This is a genomic window from Methylomonas montana, assembly GCF_030490285.1.
In the GTDB taxonomy this organism is placed as follows: domain Bacteria; phylum Pseudomonadota; class Gammaproteobacteria; order Methylococcales; family Methylomonadaceae; genus Methylomonas; species Methylomonas montana.
Genome location: NZ_CP129884.1, coordinates 4,090,609 through 4,106,142 on the forward strand (window position 1 = coordinate 4,090,609; position 15,534 = coordinate 4,106,142).

Below are 15,534 nucleotides of genomic sequence, written 5' to 3' on the forward strand. Positions count from 1 at the left end.
CCATGAAATCAGCAGTGCTTGTCATTGATGTTCAAAGCGGATTATTCGACAGCAGTCCGCGGCCATACGAAGCCGACGAAGTGATCCAACGAATCAATAGCATCACGAGCAAGGCGAGAGCGGGCGGTGTGCCCATTATTTTTATACAATCGGAACACCCCGGCTTCCTGGAGTACGCAACCGATCGCTGGCAGTTGCAGTCCGAATTAACGGTGCAAGACGGCGACATCAAGATCCGCAAAACCATGACCAACGCATTTCTCCAAACCGATCTTGAAACGACGCTTAAGTCCCTGGGAGCGAACAAGCTGATTATTTGCGGTTACTCGACTGAATTTTGCGTGGACTCTACTCTTCGTTATGCCTCCGCGTTGGGATATCGCATACAACTCATCGCGGATGCGCATACCACGCATGATAAGGCGCATTTGTCGGCCAAGCAGATTCGAGAACATCACAACATTACGCTTGCAAAATCTCCGACGGTTTCCGCCGAGCTCTCAACCGCGTTTCACGTTGAGGGCGAGTAGGAGGCCCCGGCGGCCGATCCTGGCTGTTGGTGCGAATATTCCGAAAACTTAAAAACCGGCGTACTTCCGCCCTGTCGCAAACGGTCGAAAATTATCGCTAAAGCCCAAGACACGATGAAACCAAATCACGCCTTAGCCTATCTGCGTCAAATCTGCTGTTCCGGTCTGAGCCGGGAAATTGCAATTGCCGAATTTCTGCGCGCGGTGCCGTTGCTGATACCCTCCAACAGCAATACTTTTTCGGTGTCCGATCTGCAATTGCGCCCTAACTATCATCTAGCTGGGTTTGACGTCGGCGACATGGCAGGCATTATTCACTCCATCACGGAGGATTTTAATACGCCCGCGCGAACTAAACGCGCCGCTAACTGGTTTAGTCAGCATAAGGCTGTCAGAGACCCCAAGATCATTGAAGCGTCTTTTTATCTGACCGATTTTTACAACCTGATTTTCCGGCAATTCGATATGCACCATGTACTGTGGGTGCGGATTCCATTGAACGCGGAAAACTCGGGCGTGCTGGGCTTATACCGGCCCGCCAACCAAAAACCGTTCGACAGCCACGATCAAACCCAGCTGACGCGTTTGATGCCGTATGTGTTTCACGCCTACCATGCCGCCAATGAGGTAGACTTCGAACCCAGTCCGGACGGCACTTCGGGCATGATAATCATGAATCCCCAAGGCGATATGCTCTACCAAAGTCCCGAAGCGAAATTGTTGCTGAGAGAGGCGCGTTTCCCCAGATTGTTGACGGACCAACGGGCGGAAGATCGCTTGCAGGCGAAACTGGCTGAATTGTGCCGCAATCTGTGCAGCATTTCTCGCGGCCAGGAAGCGCCGCCGCCGTCCTTCACCCATGCGGGGTCGAACGGGCAATTTCAGTTCCGCGCTTACTGGTTGGAAGGCTGTCAACGGCAGCCGGGCGGATTGATCGGCATCCTGATCGAACATCGCGAACCGCTGGTGCTGAAAGTCCTGCGCGGGATGCGCGACTTACCCCTGTCGCCGGCGCAACGCGACGTCACCCTGTTACTGGCGCGAGGATTAACACCAGAACAGATTTGTAGCTGCCTGCATATCAAACCAAGCACCCTCAAGGATCACATCGGCAAGATTTACCAGAAACTGGATATACACCAACGCGAGGAGTTATTGCCTAAATTACTCGCCAGCAATACCTGAACACCTAAAAATCAATCGGTACTTGAACTTTTAATCGATCGCGAAGACACTTACCATCCAACATTTCGCGGCCTTCGCCATCGTTAAAGGAACATACTCCGATGAAAAGCAGTCATGCCTTGGTCTATTTGCGCCAGTTGTGTTGCTCCGGGCTGCGGAAGGAACTGGTGATATCGGAGTTTCTCCGCACGCTACCTGAGGCGATTCCATCGAACAGCAATACTTTTTCCGGCGGCGATGCGCTGTTAAATCCCACGTATCATTTATGCGGCACACCCGAGCCTGACAAGGCCGATTTCATTCCGGCGGTGATATCGGCATTTTTTAACCACGAACGCAAATCGCGCACCCGGCAGTGGTTTGCCAGACATGACGTACTGGCCGACCCGCTGGCGATAGACGAGCGGTTCTATCGGTCGGATATGTATAACCTGGTTTATCGACCATTCGATATGCATCATGCGCTGTGGACTCAAGTCACTTTAGAGGGCAAACATGCAGGCCTGCTGTGTGCGCATCGCTCCAAACAGCAAAAACCTTTCGATCGGAGCGAGCAGGATTTATTTAACCATTTGGCGAGCTATGTTTCGCACGCGTTGAAAGCAACGGGCGATGAGCGGATTGAGTATGGGGACATCGACGCCACCGGTATGCTGGTGATGAATGTCAGCGGAAAAGTATTGTTTCAGAGTCCGAAAACAAAGCATTTGATGGCGGCAGTGTGCCACCCAAGCTTGAACGAGAAGATGAGCAGTAGCCAAGACAAATTGATGGGAAGATTAGTCCGGTTATGCGCCAACATTAAGGCTATCCAACTGGGTCAAGACCTACCGCCGCCAGCTTACTGTCATACAGGGCCCATGGGAAAGTTTGTATTCCGCGCCTACTGGCTGGACAGCTGTCATCAGCAGCCGGATGGCTTGATCGGCGTGTCCATCGAACATCACGAGCCGCTGGCGCTCAAAATCTTGCGCGCCATGCGAGACTCACCACTTTCTCCGACGCAAAAGGAAGTCGCCTTGTTACTGGCACAAGGCTTGGCCCTGGAGCATATCCGTAGCCGCCTGCATATCAAGCCGACCACGCTCAAGGATCACATTGGCAAGATTTACCTCAAACTGGATATTCATCAGCGCGAGGAATTGCTGCCAAAGCTGCTGACCTTAAGCCGCATGACGGGCATAGCGGCTCGGTCGTCACGTTGAATCAAATCGGGCGGCGGCTCTTCCGAGATTGGCGCCGCCCGGACACGCTTTAAATCGGGTTTCCTGCTTTGGCGTTCCGGTTGAACCTCAACATCGCCAGCAAACCGCCCATGAACAGCCAGGCCGCGCCCGGCAGCGGTACCGCTGCCACACCGATTTCTCCGCTGGTATAGAGTCTGGTGAAATCCCAGCGCAAACCGTCGGCCAGCAGCGCGTTGCCGGTGTCGATACTGGCGAAATGTCCGGCGCTATTACCCCAGTCGAACAGATCGAACACATCGCCGGCCTTGGCGCTGAAGTTGTCCCACCACATCAGTTTCAACGTACCGCCAAAGCTCAATTTGCCGCCGACCTGAAGTTGATCGAATTGTTCGCCGGGCCTCAGGCCGCCGATTTCCGCCAGATAGACATTGTCCTGCCCAAAGCTGACGCTGCCGGTATTGGTCGCCATGCCTGGCGAATTGCCCAGTGATAATCCGCCTTCGTAAAAACTGGTGCCGGTACCGGTCAGCATCGCGCCGTTCCGCACTAGCACTTGGCCGAAGAACACCGCGCTGGCATCGGCCGCCAGGCGCAGCTCGCTGCCGGACTGCATCGTCACATTATCCCAGAAGGTAGTTTCGCTACTGCCGGACAGAATGATTTTGCCGTCCTGGACGGTCGTCAGATCGCCGTTGATGCTGGAAGCGCCGAAACTGACCTTGACCTGACCGTGATTTTCCAAGCCGCCCAACAAACTTAATGCGGCATTTTCCAAATTGATTTCGCCACCGGCGTTGATCACCGGGCCATCGGCTTCCAGCGCCGCACGATTGCCGCCGCTGCCCAAGATCCGGATCAAGCCGGCATTGTTGACCTGTCCGCCGCGCAATTGCATGCGGTCGCCGCCGGCGACATCAATCCGGCTATCAGCTGAAATAGTCAGACCGCCTTCCAGCGTGCCGCTGCCGGCCAGCGTGGCATGGTTCAGCGTCGTGCCCTGCATGGAGGTGGTGCTGCCGCCGTTCAGGTTGAACGTCACCAGTTTGCCAGCATTGCCGGTTATGCTCAGATTGCGGACGCTGGCACTGGCGCCGCCGTTGATGATAGCGTTGCCCTCGGGATTGATCACCACATCGTGCCGCGCGCCGGGGGCCATGCTAAAGCTACCCAAGCCGGCGAAATTCCAGCGGCTGCCGTCGTCCCAATTGCCGTTGCCGCTGCCCTGCCAGTCGGGATGCAGCGTCAACAGAAAGGCTTCGCCTTCCGGGTGATCCTGATTATTCCCGGTGCCGACGATTTGCGCATAGCGGTTGATGCCCGCCGCGTCGGTCAAGGTCCAGCCGGCAGGCGCCAATGTGTTGAGGTCGTGAATGATGTTGCCGTTCCACAGAGCCGCATGCTGACCCACGCCGCTGACCTGCGCGAGCGGTCGCAGGATCGGTGGTGGATTGGTTGTATCGGCGTGGCCGACGATCTGCCCGCTGTTATTGATGGCATTGGCGGCGCTGCTGCGCCCACCCAGCGTGCCAAGATCGCGCATGGTGCCGTTGACATAGCGAAACGCGTGGCGAACATCCGGAATTGTCGTCACCATGACATTTCCGGCAATCTCGCCGCCGTCGTTGATGGCGGTGGCTTCGCTAAAGGTCCCGCCCAGCAGTCCCAATGAACGCATGACTCCGCCGCTGTAGATGAATGCTTCGCGGGTCCCCGTTTCACTGCCTCCGTTGTCGCTGACACCCACTATTTGCCCGGAGGCATTGATCGCATTGGCGGAACTTTCGTGGCCGCTATTCACCGCGCCCAAAGCGCCAATATCCGTCATCGATCCATTGCTGATGACGATGGCGTGCGAAATCGCCGTATTTCTTATCGGGCCAAGCTGTGCCGCATACCCGGCTACTACGCCTTCGTCGTTGATCGCGTTGGCCGCCGTGGACCCTTTCACACGGTCCAGCAGGCCGATGTCCCGCATCACGCCGTTGCTGTAGATAAAGCCGCGGGAACTAGTTTCGGCTATTCGGATGAATTGGGAACTTCCCACAATCTGGCCGCGATTGTTGATCCCGGTAGCCACGCTATTGAAACCGCCCAGGGTGCCGAGATCCTGCATGGCGCCGTCGCTGTAGAGGAAGGCATGGGCGTCGGGACCGTCGCCGATTTGGGATGAGCCAACGATTTGGCCACGGTCGTTGAGACCACGGGCACTGCTCGTAGCGCCGCCCAGCGTTCCAAGCCCCTGGAACTCGAAGCGCGGCGCGGCTTCCGCGTTTAAGCCCGACAACCCCGCGGCGATTAACGCGGTGCTGGTCAGTGCTCGCTTAAAATAAAACTTGCTTGGTGCTTTCATAAAATCTTCCTGCAATTAGTAAATTGGTCACCCATTAGGCTAATTGACCGTTTGTCGTAAAAATCGCGGCCGGGCGATATGGAATATTGACCCGTTAGGAGGGCTAACGGCCGAAACAGCTCATTCCTGCCAATATCGGCTAAGCGGAAACGACCGTGCTAGAAGCCTCTACGCCTTGGCGTGCGACACCTTATTGGTCTTGGCCGCCCTCGTCCGGATCGCCGTAAACAGACAAAGGCGGATTGGCGCTTAGTTCAGGCAGGCTGGCCTTGGCGCAAACCGAAACAGGTGCAGCCTCGGCCATGCCGGCGATGGCAAGCAGGACAACGGCTAAACTCAACCGTTCGCCGAATTTTCTGCGGAAGGTGGATTGATTGTGTATCGAATTCATGAGTAATTCCCCCGAAGTAATAAAAGTGTAAATTGAGCGTCAAACCGACCAACCGGACCGATCGACGCAGTGCAGCTTATCAATTCAGGCTGATGCTTTCGCCCTCCTGAAGGAGGGCATTTCGCCGGCAACGGCAATGATTGGTGGAAATAGACCGCCAGTTCTTCGCGACGGGTAGCACGAACGACGCAACAATAACGTCAACGTTGGCTGAGCGGCGGCCGTTAAATCGCTACAGTGATTCATGCCCATCCAACTCACGAATCAACTGCCGGTTCGACCTCCCGCTTGTCACACGGGTTGCCGATCCGGCATCTGGACCCTACTGGCGGCGAACCGGATATTTGGCCTGCAAGGCCTGCATCACAGTTTTGAAATCATCGCCTTCCGCCTCGGTTATCGCCCGCCTTGCAAACGCGGTGTTTCGCTCCGGTTGAGGCGGTATCGGCACGCTCGGCATGTCGTCCCGTGGCGAAGTTCTAAGTACCATCGATAAATCGTTGGCTTCGGCCACGCGCTCGCCCATATCGGGTGGATTGACGCTCATGAAACGTTTGGCTATGGTTTTAGCAATCGAGGTGTGGTCGAACACGACATCACTGACCGCGCCCGGATCGACCCATGGAGATACCACGATGGCCGGCACGCGAACACCGTAGTGATCTATGCCCGATACCGGTTTAGCTTTCTGTGAATACGCCAGCGGATTAACATGGTCGAAGAACCCGCCATGCTCGTCGTAAGTGATCACCAGCAGGGTCTTATTCCATTTTTGGCCATGCATCACGGCGTTGACGATTCGTCCTATCAGATGTTGGCCGGCTCTAATATCGGATGGCGCGCCGTCGTCATTGTCGCCGTCGTCGGCCTCATCAACAAAATTGGGGTCGATGAACGACACTGAGGGTAAGGTGCCCGCCTGCGCGCTAGCCTCGAATCCCTTCACCGGATCATTGAAATCGATGATCGCTTCGTTGTTGAAAGTGTATCGTTCGAACAGGCGCAGGAAGCAATAGCGGTTTTCATAGTAATGCCAAGGGACGCCGCTTTCGGTGAGATGGTCGAAAATCGTCCGGGTGGCAACCGGCCTGAAATCCGCTCCATGGGGATTGTCGGGCTCAAAGAGCTCAAACGAATTACGGTTGAGCCGGCCGGTCAAGGTGTAGAAGCGATTGCAGAACGTCGGCCCCGGATGGGCGGCAAACCAACGCTGGCAGACCAGAAACTGACGAGCCAATGCGTCGTAAACCGGCACATGTTCGCCGGTGTGGTAACCCATGATTTGGCTGGGATTGACGCCTTTAGCCTCGTATTGCTCGGCAAAGGCGGCCACGAAGCCGTCCATTTTGCCGCCGTCGATTTGACTCTCCACTGGCCCGTGGCTATGCGGTGGACTTTCGATAAAGCGTGTGTCCGGCAACGGGAAGGAGGGATAGTCGTGCGCCTTGTAACGGTTTTTTTCGCCGCCTTTCAGTCCGTCGATATTGGTGTGTATGGTACCTCCACTATCGCCTTCCTTACTCAAGTAGCCAAGCATATGGTCGAAGGAACGGTTCTCCATCATCAGCACCACGATGTGGTCAATGTTGGCCAACAGACCGGGGTCTAGCGGTGGCTGCGGATTCTCGGGGAAGGGTTCGAGTTGATCAGGTGGAACGATGTAATCGATGAACAGCGATTCGTTGTCGCTGGAGACCCCGGTCACCTGAAACTCTCCGCCTATCATCATCCGTTTCAGCGTCCCATTCAATCCCTGAATTGGACTTTTACCTGTATCCTTATCTATGTCATACAATGCTTTGTATATCTTGTCCCGCATACTGCCTTCAATACTCCTCTCGAGCACCCCGCGATACCCCGCTATGGCATTGGTTGCCACATCGGCCTTGATCCAGTCTTTCTTCGTCACCAGGAAGTTATTGCGATCGTCGAGGGCAAATTGGAACTTCAACTCGAGTTTAAATCCCGTAAAATTGACATCCGGCCAGTTGTTGAGAATAAGTTCCTCACCTTTTATCTCGAAATAGATCAATATTTTTAGAAGCAGCGGATCGCCAGGGATAAAGTCGGGCGATAGAATTTTGCTGGTATTCAAGTCGTTAAAATGATAATCCGAAATCGGCGAACTCAATTGGCCAAGATCCTTTGGGTAATTCGCCATCACTTTGTATACCTCGACGCCATTTTCTTGATATCCCGCATCTTGAGACACCGTCAACGTGCTGTGGCGGTGATCCCCACCGCCAACGTTATGTAGCCTGATTTTGAATAACTGTTGCGTTCTATTATCGAATATCTCGTCGGATTTCCGTTGCAGCACCTCCAGTGAGATCGATTTTCTACGGATACGACCGGGTGGCGGTGCGCCGACAAACTCGCGCAACGAAAGCGGGAAAGGCGCGTTGCGCTGATGCGCCAATTTTTTGATGCTGGCGGACTGTCCCGCCAGTTTCAGGGATTCACGGACGCTGGTCATAATATTGCTCCTATTGGCCTATGGGGTTTATTGCAAGGCGATCAGGACCGGGATCAAGCCCTGGCCTTCTTTTAGCGGGCTCAGGGCTTTCCCAAGCATGGCTCCCAGCGCCGCAAGCGGCTCGCCGACCTTCATCGCATGACCCGGCGTCGGGGATGTCGTCAGCGAATCGCCGATTTCGATGGCGCCGTATTGGGCATCGACTTTGCAATACACTTTCCCGAGCAGAGCAATGGGTTGCCGGTTGCTCGCTGACTGTTGCTTGTCCAGTACGATACCGGGCTTGTAATCGCCGGCGCCGGACACCACACCCGCGACCCTTTTGTCGTAAGCTTGCAAGCAAGGGAACAGCGCGCCTTCTGCGCCGACGACCATGACGGTTCCCGGTTCAATGGCAACATCTGTACCGATGTTAAAGTCTTCGGCGCAATCGGCGTTGGCGAGAAGGATGTCACCGCTGACCTTGATGCTGCCGTTTACCTCTAGCCTTTCCGTCGGCGCTGTCGTGCCGATACCAACATTGCCATTGTCCTGAAACGTGACGAGTGACCCTGTCGTTCCGGCGTTGATTGAGCCGGCGCTCTTCTCGCGCGCACGGGCAATGTGAAACTTCCAACCGGTTTGGTCGCCAAAGCGAAGATACCCCGCATTCGGCGTTCCATCCGAACCACCAAAACCCAGATGGCCGTCGAAACCGCCACCGATTTGCAGCATGTGCAACGGGTTAGTTGTGCCGATACCAACATTGCCATTGTCCTGAAATGTGACGAGCGATCCTGTCGTACCGTTGTTGATTGGCCCGGCACTCTTCTCGCGGGCGCGAGCGATGTGAAACTTCCAACCCGTGTAATCGCCAAAGCGAATATATCCTGCATTGGGTGTCGCCTCTGAACCACCAAAACCCAGATGGCCGTCGAAACCGCCGCCGATTTGCAGTAAGTGCAGCGGATCAGGTGTACCGATGCCGACATTCCCGGAAGCGGTAACGCGCATACGCTCGGTACCACCGCTAAATGTATCGACACGAATTCTGAGTCCGTCCGCCAGCGTCCCGGCGCGAACATCTACGAAGCCTGACTGCAGCCCGTCATTGATTTCGCCTCCGAACAGGCGCATGCCAATTTCGCTATTGTCGGTAATCCCGCCGAAATACAAATTACCGTCCGCACCCGCGTTGGCATTGGGCAGGGAAACATTGCCCGAACCCAGCGTAAGCCGTTGCGTCGGATTCGTTGTCCCGATACCCACTTTGTCGGTCGATACGGCAAGGGCACTGTTAGCGCCATTCTGGTCTTGTACAGGCTGTGCCGAGGTACTAAGCGCTTTATCGATTTGTAGATTGTTAGCCATTTGAACTTCTCCTCTAAAAGTAAGATTTCCCAGTGACGCGAGGCGAATATCGAAGCAATCTCGCAGCCGGGCATGAAATGAAACCGTAGTGGCCTGAACTTCCGTACAGCCCTGGTCACCTTCCGACATGTCTAATGCCTGGACTGATTCTGCAACACGCTGGGGGGGTGTCGTTTAACGGAACGCTGTGGATACGGCGCCTAACAGCTTATCAAGGCGGCCAAGCCGATTTCGCCCTCCGTAAGGAGGGTATTTCCTGGATACTGGACAATCGGCCTCATTAACCAGAACGCAAGTACGACAGGACAAGCGCACTCGAGTTTTTCCGTAGTACAAAAATGGGTTCATCCGTTTTTCTATCGCAGTCCGACCGACATCGCAATGGCGCCTGCTGGACCAGCCGCGCATCCCGCCTCGCCTGCCTCGCCTGCCTCGCAACTATATTTTGTACTTACGGAAAGTCTTGGAACACTTCGAATAGCATCGGCACAAAACGATACGGTTCCCTTATAGCGACATATCATCGCCGCGTGATACCTCCCGGCGCGGTGCGGTTGAATAGCCAAGGGCTAAAAGGCTCGAATCGCACGCACACCCCACGTTTCGCCTTTAAAGCGTTTGCTGGCGAGACCGTCGCTGAACGACTGGAGCCACGCAAGAGTGTTGCCTATCTCTGTAGAACTCCAGTAGTTGAGATTGCTAAATCCGGCGAGATTGTTAGGATCGTCCGGACCGTCGTTGTGATCGTTATGTTCTGAATCGGCCAAATTGAACCACATTAGATTCAACTCTACTTTCGAAGGCAAGTACCAATCGCCCAGACAAGTTTCAGTTGCCGAACCGGTACAAGGACTTTCTCCGTCCTCCATCACCCGATAATCGGCGGCAAGCTTGGCGGCAAAAGCCAGCTCCCTGTTATCGGCAATTTGATTGGCGATGGCGATTGCGGTATTCATCCGCCCCGTACCAATTCCATCGCCCGTCGCACCGGTGGCTGTTATGCTTGATCCGCTATTCCATTTATTTAATACCTTCCCTTGATCGGCCAAAGCGGCGATCAGACCGTGCTGCCCGGTATCGTCGACATGGAAGATGATGCCGCCCTGGTAACGTTCGCCCACCACATGTAAGGGCGGAAGTAATTGGTTGATAGCAGTAATCTGGTGGCGCAGGTCGTTATCGCCGGATTCGCGGATAGCGGTTTCCGCAATCAGTCGCTGTTGAAGGGTATTTAGCGAATGTTTGATTCCGGTAATCTGGTGGCGTAATTCATCATTGCCAGATTTGCGGATTGCACTCCCAGTTTGGGTTTCTAAGTCTTGCGCCATGACGTTAGGAGACAACGCGACGCCTATGCCGAATAGCAAAGACCCAGCAAGTTTCAGATGACATTGTGTGATTTTTTTCATTAAATCTTCCTACCTTATAATTCAAGATGACTGCATGCGTGTGCTACGAAATAGGCCCTTTTGAGCTCATTGCGCATCCATTTGATGTCTGTTGTGAGCGACCTTGATAGACACACCGCAGCTTACCTATCAAATCTGTAGTTTTCGCCCTCCTTAAAGAGGGCATTTCGAGAGATTTCAGTCTCTCCGGAGAAGAATCGGGCAAAGCCGGCATTAGGGGATTCGCAGGGTTCGCCGCTCGAACGACGCGCCATATCCGATTTCAATCCTTCTCGATTATTCGTCCTGGTCATCGTCTTCCTTTTTCCCGTGGAAGGCCGCAATCGCGATGCCCGTGCGCCCGTCCGTCAACGCATATTGGAAAACCGCCTCGAACCGATCATTTAGCGCAAACCGTCCCAGATCGACAGCGCTGACGGTCGAGCCGAACAAGGCATCCCCAGGCCGGATCACCGGAATCAACGCATTGCCGCCCGACACTTCCAGGAAGATGCCCGTCGGCTCGTTCGGGTCTAAGTTCGGAAAGGCGTAGAAAGCGACCGCGCCGTGGTTGTTGATGGAGGGATGCTCGGCGTTGGCAAAGGCCGGGCCGTCGGGATCAGTCCTGGGTATGATGGCGCCCGCCTTACCCGAAATGATCTCTAGCCCATCGTTCAAGCCGTCGAGGATGAGGAAGGCCACGTCGGCGATGGTGCCGCCGTTGTTGATGACCGGATCGCCAAAACCGCTAAACTCCGGGTGCGCATTGGTATCCACAATGGTTTTTAGTCCCTTACGAAGCGTGAATATCCCAAGGCTCCCGTCCGAGCGCGCCCCACTGAAAACGATCTTTCCCGCGTCATTGATCGCTACATTCAGGAACGAAACGAAATCCGAACCGGAAGTGCTCAAAACCGTGTTCAGATCACCGCCTTGTCCCGTAAAGATACTGACACCGGCAGGAAGGCCGGCCACGGAGAGAACAGCCGAAAAGGCCACCGTCCCCGAAGCGTTGATGGAAGGAGACCCCATGCCTCTTCCAAACAAGCCATTGATCTTCGAATCGGCGATCAGTGTTCTGGAACGGCCGTCATCGGTAAAAATGGCGGTCGAGCCGGAATTTGTCTTGGCCGAGAAGGCCACCACCCCGCGCCGATTGATGACCGGCGCATTGTCGAATCCGACCAGTCCGTCCCGTCCGGAGGCGATGGTAGTTACCTTGCCGTCGCGCGATCGAAAAACGCCTTGCCCGGTATCGCTCCGCGTGGCGACGAATACCACGGCGCTTTTGTTATTGATGGCCGGGAAGGGTTCGAAATTCGTATAACCCTGAGTCGAGTCGGCCACGTTGATGAATTCGAACTCATGCTTTCCGGCGGGTTCGGCAGACGCCAAACTCGCGTCTGCCGCGAACAAAAACGCCGCGATGCAGGCGATTGAGACGAGGCGAAGCCTGTGAAAATGGCTGGCGGCAATCGCCGCCATGGCCAAGCATTTAGTAGTCATTTCAGTTCCTCTCTAATATCGGCTGTATTATTAATGTTAGGGGGGACCGGACGTTTGTGCCGCCCAGTTCCCCCTGGCATGGTTTTCTCAATAGTCGCCATACCCATCATATTTGTGAGCCTTCTTGTAGAAGAAGTAGTCGGCCGAGTAAGGTACGAATTCCTTCCTGCCGACGTCCGCTTCCGATTCACAGCCTGTCTCGGGCGCGACACCGCCGGACGTGTTCACACGTTGAATAAAAGTGGTGTCGGTCAACTTGTCGCCGCCGGTTGGTCCAACCTGGGAGCCCTTCCGCTCAAGCAGCAACCAGGGAACTGCATTCGGTTCGACGAACTCAGGATCGGAGGAGGGTTGGACCAAGCCTGCCCAAACGGTGCTGGTGTCCCGGTATTGCCAAGCGGCGCGGATCGTTCCGGCATCATCGGGATCGGGATTGGGGCTGAAGAAGTGCGTAATAATCTGCTTGCCGTCCTCGTCGAACAGCGTGGCCTGCGGCGTGAACAGCACGAATTTGAAGCCCGTACCGTCAGGCAGACAGATATAGTTCTGGGTGCCGGTGGCATGGCCTTTCAGGAAGGCCTTGTTTCCCGACTCTACCCGAAGATCGGTCGGCACGGGCGGCGGTGTGACCTGCTCCCGGTGACCGGCCTGAGCCAGCGAAGCCGCGAACGACAGGGCTAGCGCGGCGCAGGCGATGGGCAGCAGGTGGCGTGTGGTCTGATTTTTAGGTATCTTGCGGTTTCTCATAACATTCTCCTTTTCGCGCTTTCTACGCGGGGTACGGGCGTAGGGTGACAAGGGTCTGCAACGATCGACCTCAACGGCTTCCGCTGCGAATCGATCGCCAAGTACTTGCACACAACGCCCGTTTCAGTGCACAAGGCTCAACGTTGAATTAAGCCGATCTACAGGGCGGCTTTTGCTTGCATGCTTAATATCCCCCAACCTCGGTATATCAAGTAAAGCCTGCGTTTCCTGTGTTGCTGAAGATACTCGGAAAACTTCCCGTTTTCGCCCTCCTGCAAGAGGGCATTTGAACGCGGCGTGAGCACATCGGCATGGAGGCTGTTGATGCCCCTATTCTGGAGAGCAAGGAGTAGCGAATGCTAAAGAGAGTGTCGTAAAAGTCGAAACAGTCCCTTCTCCCTCCGTAGCCACTGGGCATAAAGGAGAAGGTTAGGATGAGGGGATATAAATCATATGCTCCCGCGAGGAAAGGGGGCTTTTACGACAGCCGCCTAAAGGCGGAGACTGATTTGTCCCTGCCTGCTGCGTAGCGCAGGAGAATGAAGGGATCGCAATCCCAATGAGTTTAAGCAATCCGGTTGGGAAACGAGATTTCCAGCACGAGGCAACCGACATCGGTTTTAAACGGCCCGTGCAATTCGCCGGGAGGCCGGCTGGCATAATGCCCGGCCTCCAGCCACATTTCGAAGGCGGCATCGTAAAGCCGGCCGCTGACTATGAAGACTTCTTCCGGGTAGCCGTGGCTTTTGCCGCCAAACGGCGAGGTGTCCGCACCGGGCTGAAACCGGGTCAAACGCGTGTATTCGCCGGTTTCGGCATCATGACTTAAGGTCAACTCTTCCGCCATGCCTTCCAGTCCGGCGATGGCTTGCCAGGCACCGTTGTGCGCTTGGTCTAACGGGTTCCAATAAGTTCTGGTGGTTTTAGGCATCACATTTACCCCAATTTGTGAAACCTTGACCTATTGACAGCATTATCAATGCTTGGGCTCAGCGGGACATTAACGGGCATCCGTTTCAAGATAGTTTTTCAGGCCTCCCAACAGGAAATCCCAGACTGGGGCCATCATCGCCTGACGGTCGGCACTGAGCAAATTCGAATGGGTCAGCGTCAGGACCGTGTCGCCACCATCGCTGCTCAATTGGTAATCGATGACCATGCGATTTTCCGGGGTATCCGCTGTTCCGTGATTGTCGCTCCAGTAATGGTATCTAAAGTGTTGAGGCCGATCGAGAATTTCGATAATGCCGTAGTCGGTAAATGGCGTACCATCCACCTCGCCTTTGAAGAGGATGGGACCGGATACTTCCTGGCTGGACGTGACGGATTTGATCGGATAGTACTGGACGATTTGCTCGGGATCGGACAAAGCATCGAATACTCTGCTGGCCGGCGCGGCGATACGAATTTGTTTTTCTATAGTCAGGATGCTCATGATTTTTTCTACATTCGGGCACAAACCAGTATAACGTTACGGAGAAGGTGTCGCCTTAAGTCCCCTCGCCCTCCGGGAGAGGGCTAGGGTGAGGGTGTAAATCACTGATTTAAATCCCCTCATCCCGACCGTCCCCTTTCTGCCCTTGCGGGTACGGTGGGAGAAGGCACCGAGATTTCGTTAACCGTCAGCCATTCGGCTAACGACCAGCATTTCATTGCCGCCCCGCTGAAGCTGATACTCAACGCGGCGGATTTCAACGGAATAACCCTGTTGAGCGAGACGCTGCCATATTGTTGCAAGATAAGGCGATTTTTCAAGCATCAGCGTCAATAAGGGAAAGATTCTAACTTCATTGGCGATACGGAGCATTTCACAAATCGATGCCCAGTGAAACTCAAGCGAAAAGTGTTCCGAGTATAAAAATAGGAAATGAGAGCAAAGCGCCAGATCAAATTGCCGGTCAGCAAACGGTAGCGAAGGCAGCTCCCCGGCGATATAACAGCCGGAATCTCGGCGCATCGCAAAATCTTCCACGAAAGTATCAGTCACGCGTATCCGATTGGCGCGCAGTCCGTCCGCCGAACCGTGATACGACCAAACCCAATCATCCGGCGTCGCCTCGACCTGGGCCATGATCTTGCCCAGCACATTCTCGAACTGAGCTTTGATTTGCGGCGCCTGAAAAGCGTATATCGGATCGATGGAAGTCACCCGCCCGCCAAGCGCCGACAACTCCGCATTAAAGCTCGCCGGCCCATCGGCGACGCCGAGTATGTTCAAGCCCAGTTCGCACTGGGACAGCGCGAACATCTTTCGATATTCGTCCAGCGAGCGGCCGAACGGCACGACGTTTTCCAGTTTCATGGTCATGGTGTTTTCGGAAATCTCCTTTTGTTGTAATTGAAGTCGAGAGCCGGCGATTGAACCGGCCCTCGATTTAGCGTTACGGAATGATGCGGATGATGTCACCGTCCAAGTGTTTTCGG

General features: G+C 54.9%; 13 protein-coding genes. 3 read left to right on the forward strand and 10 right to left on the reverse strand.

Annotated elements, in window-relative coordinates; genetic code table 11:
* Positions 1-2: 2 nt before the first annotated feature.
* The 3 genes from QZJ86_RS18930 (at position 3) to QZJ86_RS18940 (ending at position 2,920) form a co-directional block, all read left to right on the forward strand.
* A complete protein-coding gene (locus QZJ86_RS18930; protein WP_301672059.1) occupies positions 3-530 on the forward strand; it encodes a cysteine hydrolase family protein in 528 nt (175 codons plus the stop codon).
* Between the two features lie 114 nt (positions 531-644).
* Positions 645-1,715, forward strand: a complete 1,071-nt coding sequence (locus QZJ86_RS18935; protein ID WP_301672060.1) for a helix-turn-helix transcriptional regulator — start codon at positions 645-647, stop codon at positions 1,713-1,715.
* Between the two features lie 101 nt (positions 1,716-1,816).
* Positions 1,817-2,920 carry a LuxR C-terminal-related transcriptional regulator gene (locus tag QZJ86_RS18940; RefSeq protein WP_301672061.1) on the forward strand — a complete coding sequence of 368 codons (1,104 nt, stop codon included), beginning with the start codon at positions 1,817-1,819 and terminating at the stop codon, positions 2,918-2,920.
* A gap of 49 nt (positions 2,921-2,969) precedes the next feature.
* Here the strand turns inward: QZJ86_RS18940 and QZJ86_RS18945 are convergent, their stop codons facing one another.
* The 10 genes from QZJ86_RS18945 to QZJ86_RS18990 form a co-directional block, all read right to left on the reverse strand.
* Entirely contained in the window at positions 2,970-5,252 is a 2,283-nt protein-coding gene (locus QZJ86_RS18945) for a hypothetical protein (RefSeq protein ID WP_301672062.1), read from the reverse strand.
* 190 nt (positions 5,253-5,442) lie between these two features.
* On the reverse strand, positions 5,443-5,643 hold the full coding sequence (locus QZJ86_RS18950) for a hypothetical protein (RefSeq protein WP_301672063.1): 201 nt from the start codon (positions 5,641-5,643) through the stop codon (positions 5,443-5,445).
* A 322-nt stretch (positions 5,644-5,965) separates the two neighbouring features.
* A complete protein-coding gene (locus QZJ86_RS18955) occupies positions 5,966-8,119 on the reverse strand; it encodes a phospholipase C (RefSeq protein WP_301672065.1) in 2,154 nt (717 codons plus the stop codon).
* A gap of 27 nt (positions 8,120-8,146) precedes the next feature.
* A complete protein-coding gene (locus QZJ86_RS18960) occupies positions 8,147-9,598 on the reverse strand; it encodes a hypothetical protein (protein WP_301672066.1) in 1,452 nt (483 codons plus the stop codon).
* Positions 9,599-10,038: 440 nt separating this feature from the next.
* A complete protein-coding gene (locus QZJ86_RS18965; protein WP_301672068.1) occupies positions 10,039-10,878 on the reverse strand; it encodes a hypothetical protein in 840 nt (279 codons plus the stop codon).
* Positions 10,879-11,154: 276 nt separating this feature from the next.
* Complete coding sequence (locus QZJ86_RS18970) at positions 11,155-12,363, reverse strand: DUF7453 family protein (protein ID WP_301672069.1); 1,209 nt, start codon at positions 12,361-12,363, stop codon at positions 11,155-11,157.
* 87 nt (positions 12,364-12,450) lie between these two features.
* Positions 12,451-13,110 carry a DUF3455 domain-containing protein gene (locus tag QZJ86_RS18975; protein WP_301672070.1) on the reverse strand — a complete coding sequence of 220 codons (660 nt, stop codon included), beginning with the start codon at positions 13,108-13,110 and terminating at the stop codon, positions 12,451-12,453.
* Positions 13,111-13,675: 565 nt separating this feature from the next.
* A complete protein-coding gene (locus tag QZJ86_RS18980; protein WP_301672071.1) occupies positions 13,676-14,041 on the reverse strand; it encodes a cupin domain-containing protein in 366 nt (121 codons plus the stop codon).
* Between the two features lie 69 nt (positions 14,042-14,110).
* Positions 14,111-14,545 (reverse strand): SRPBCC family protein, encoded by a 435-nt coding sequence (locus QZJ86_RS18985; RefSeq protein WP_301672072.1) that lies wholly within the window; start codon positions 14,543-14,545, stop codon positions 14,111-14,113.
* A gap of 180 nt (positions 14,546-14,725) precedes the next feature.
* Positions 14,726-15,418 (reverse strand): methyltransferase domain-containing protein, encoded by a 693-nt coding sequence (locus QZJ86_RS18990; protein ID WP_301672073.1) that lies wholly within the window; start codon positions 15,416-15,418, stop codon positions 14,726-14,728.
* Positions 15,419-15,534: the final 116 nt, after the last annotated feature.

Coding starts and splice junctions, on each gene's coding strand:
- QZJ86_RS18930 (WP_301672059.1), top strand. CDS start 3: ATGAAATCAGCAGTGCTTGTCATTGATGTTCAAAGCGGATTATTCGAC.
- QZJ86_RS18945 (WP_301672062.1), bottom strand. CDS start 5,252: ATGAAAGCACCAAGCAAGTTTTATTTTAAGCGAGCACTGACCAGCACC.
- QZJ86_RS18975 (WP_301672070.1), bottom strand. CDS start 13,110: ATGAGAAACCGCAAGATACCTAAAAATCAGACCACACGCCACCTGCTG.
- QZJ86_RS18980 (WP_301672071.1), bottom strand. CDS start 14,041: ATGCCTAAAACCACCAGAACTTATTGGAACCCGTTAGACCAAGCGCAC.
- QZJ86_RS18955 (WP_301672065.1), bottom strand. CDS start 8,119: ATGACCAGCGTCCGTGAATCCCTGAAACTGGCGGGACAGTCCGCCAGC.
- QZJ86_RS18940 (WP_301672061.1), top strand. CDS start 1,817: ATGAAAAGCAGTCATGCCTTGGTCTATTTGCGCCAGTTGTGTTGCTCC.
- QZJ86_RS18965 (WP_301672068.1), bottom strand. CDS start 10,878: ATGAAAAAAATCACACAATGTCATCTGAAACTTGCTGGGTCTTTGCTA.
- QZJ86_RS18950 (WP_301672063.1), bottom strand. CDS start 5,643: ATGAATTCGATACACAATCAATCCACCTTCCGCAGAAAATTCGGCGAA.
- QZJ86_RS18935 (WP_301672060.1), top strand. CDS start 645: ATGAAACCAAATCACGCCTTAGCCTATCTGCGTCAAATCTGCTGTTCC.
- QZJ86_RS18985 (WP_301672072.1), bottom strand. CDS start 14,545: ATGAGCATCCTGACTATAGAAAAACAAATTCGTATCGCCGCGCCGGCC.
- QZJ86_RS18970 (WP_301672069.1), bottom strand. CDS start 12,363: ATGACTACTAAATGCTTGGCCATGGCGGCGATTGCCGCCAGCCATTTT.
- QZJ86_RS18990 (WP_301672073.1), bottom strand. CDS start 15,418: ATGACCATGAAACTGGAAAACGTCGTGCCGTTCGGCCGCTCGCTGGAC.
- QZJ86_RS18960 (WP_301672066.1), bottom strand. CDS start 9,598: ATGTCGGAAGGTGACCAGGGCTGTACGGAAGTTCAGGCCACTACGGTT.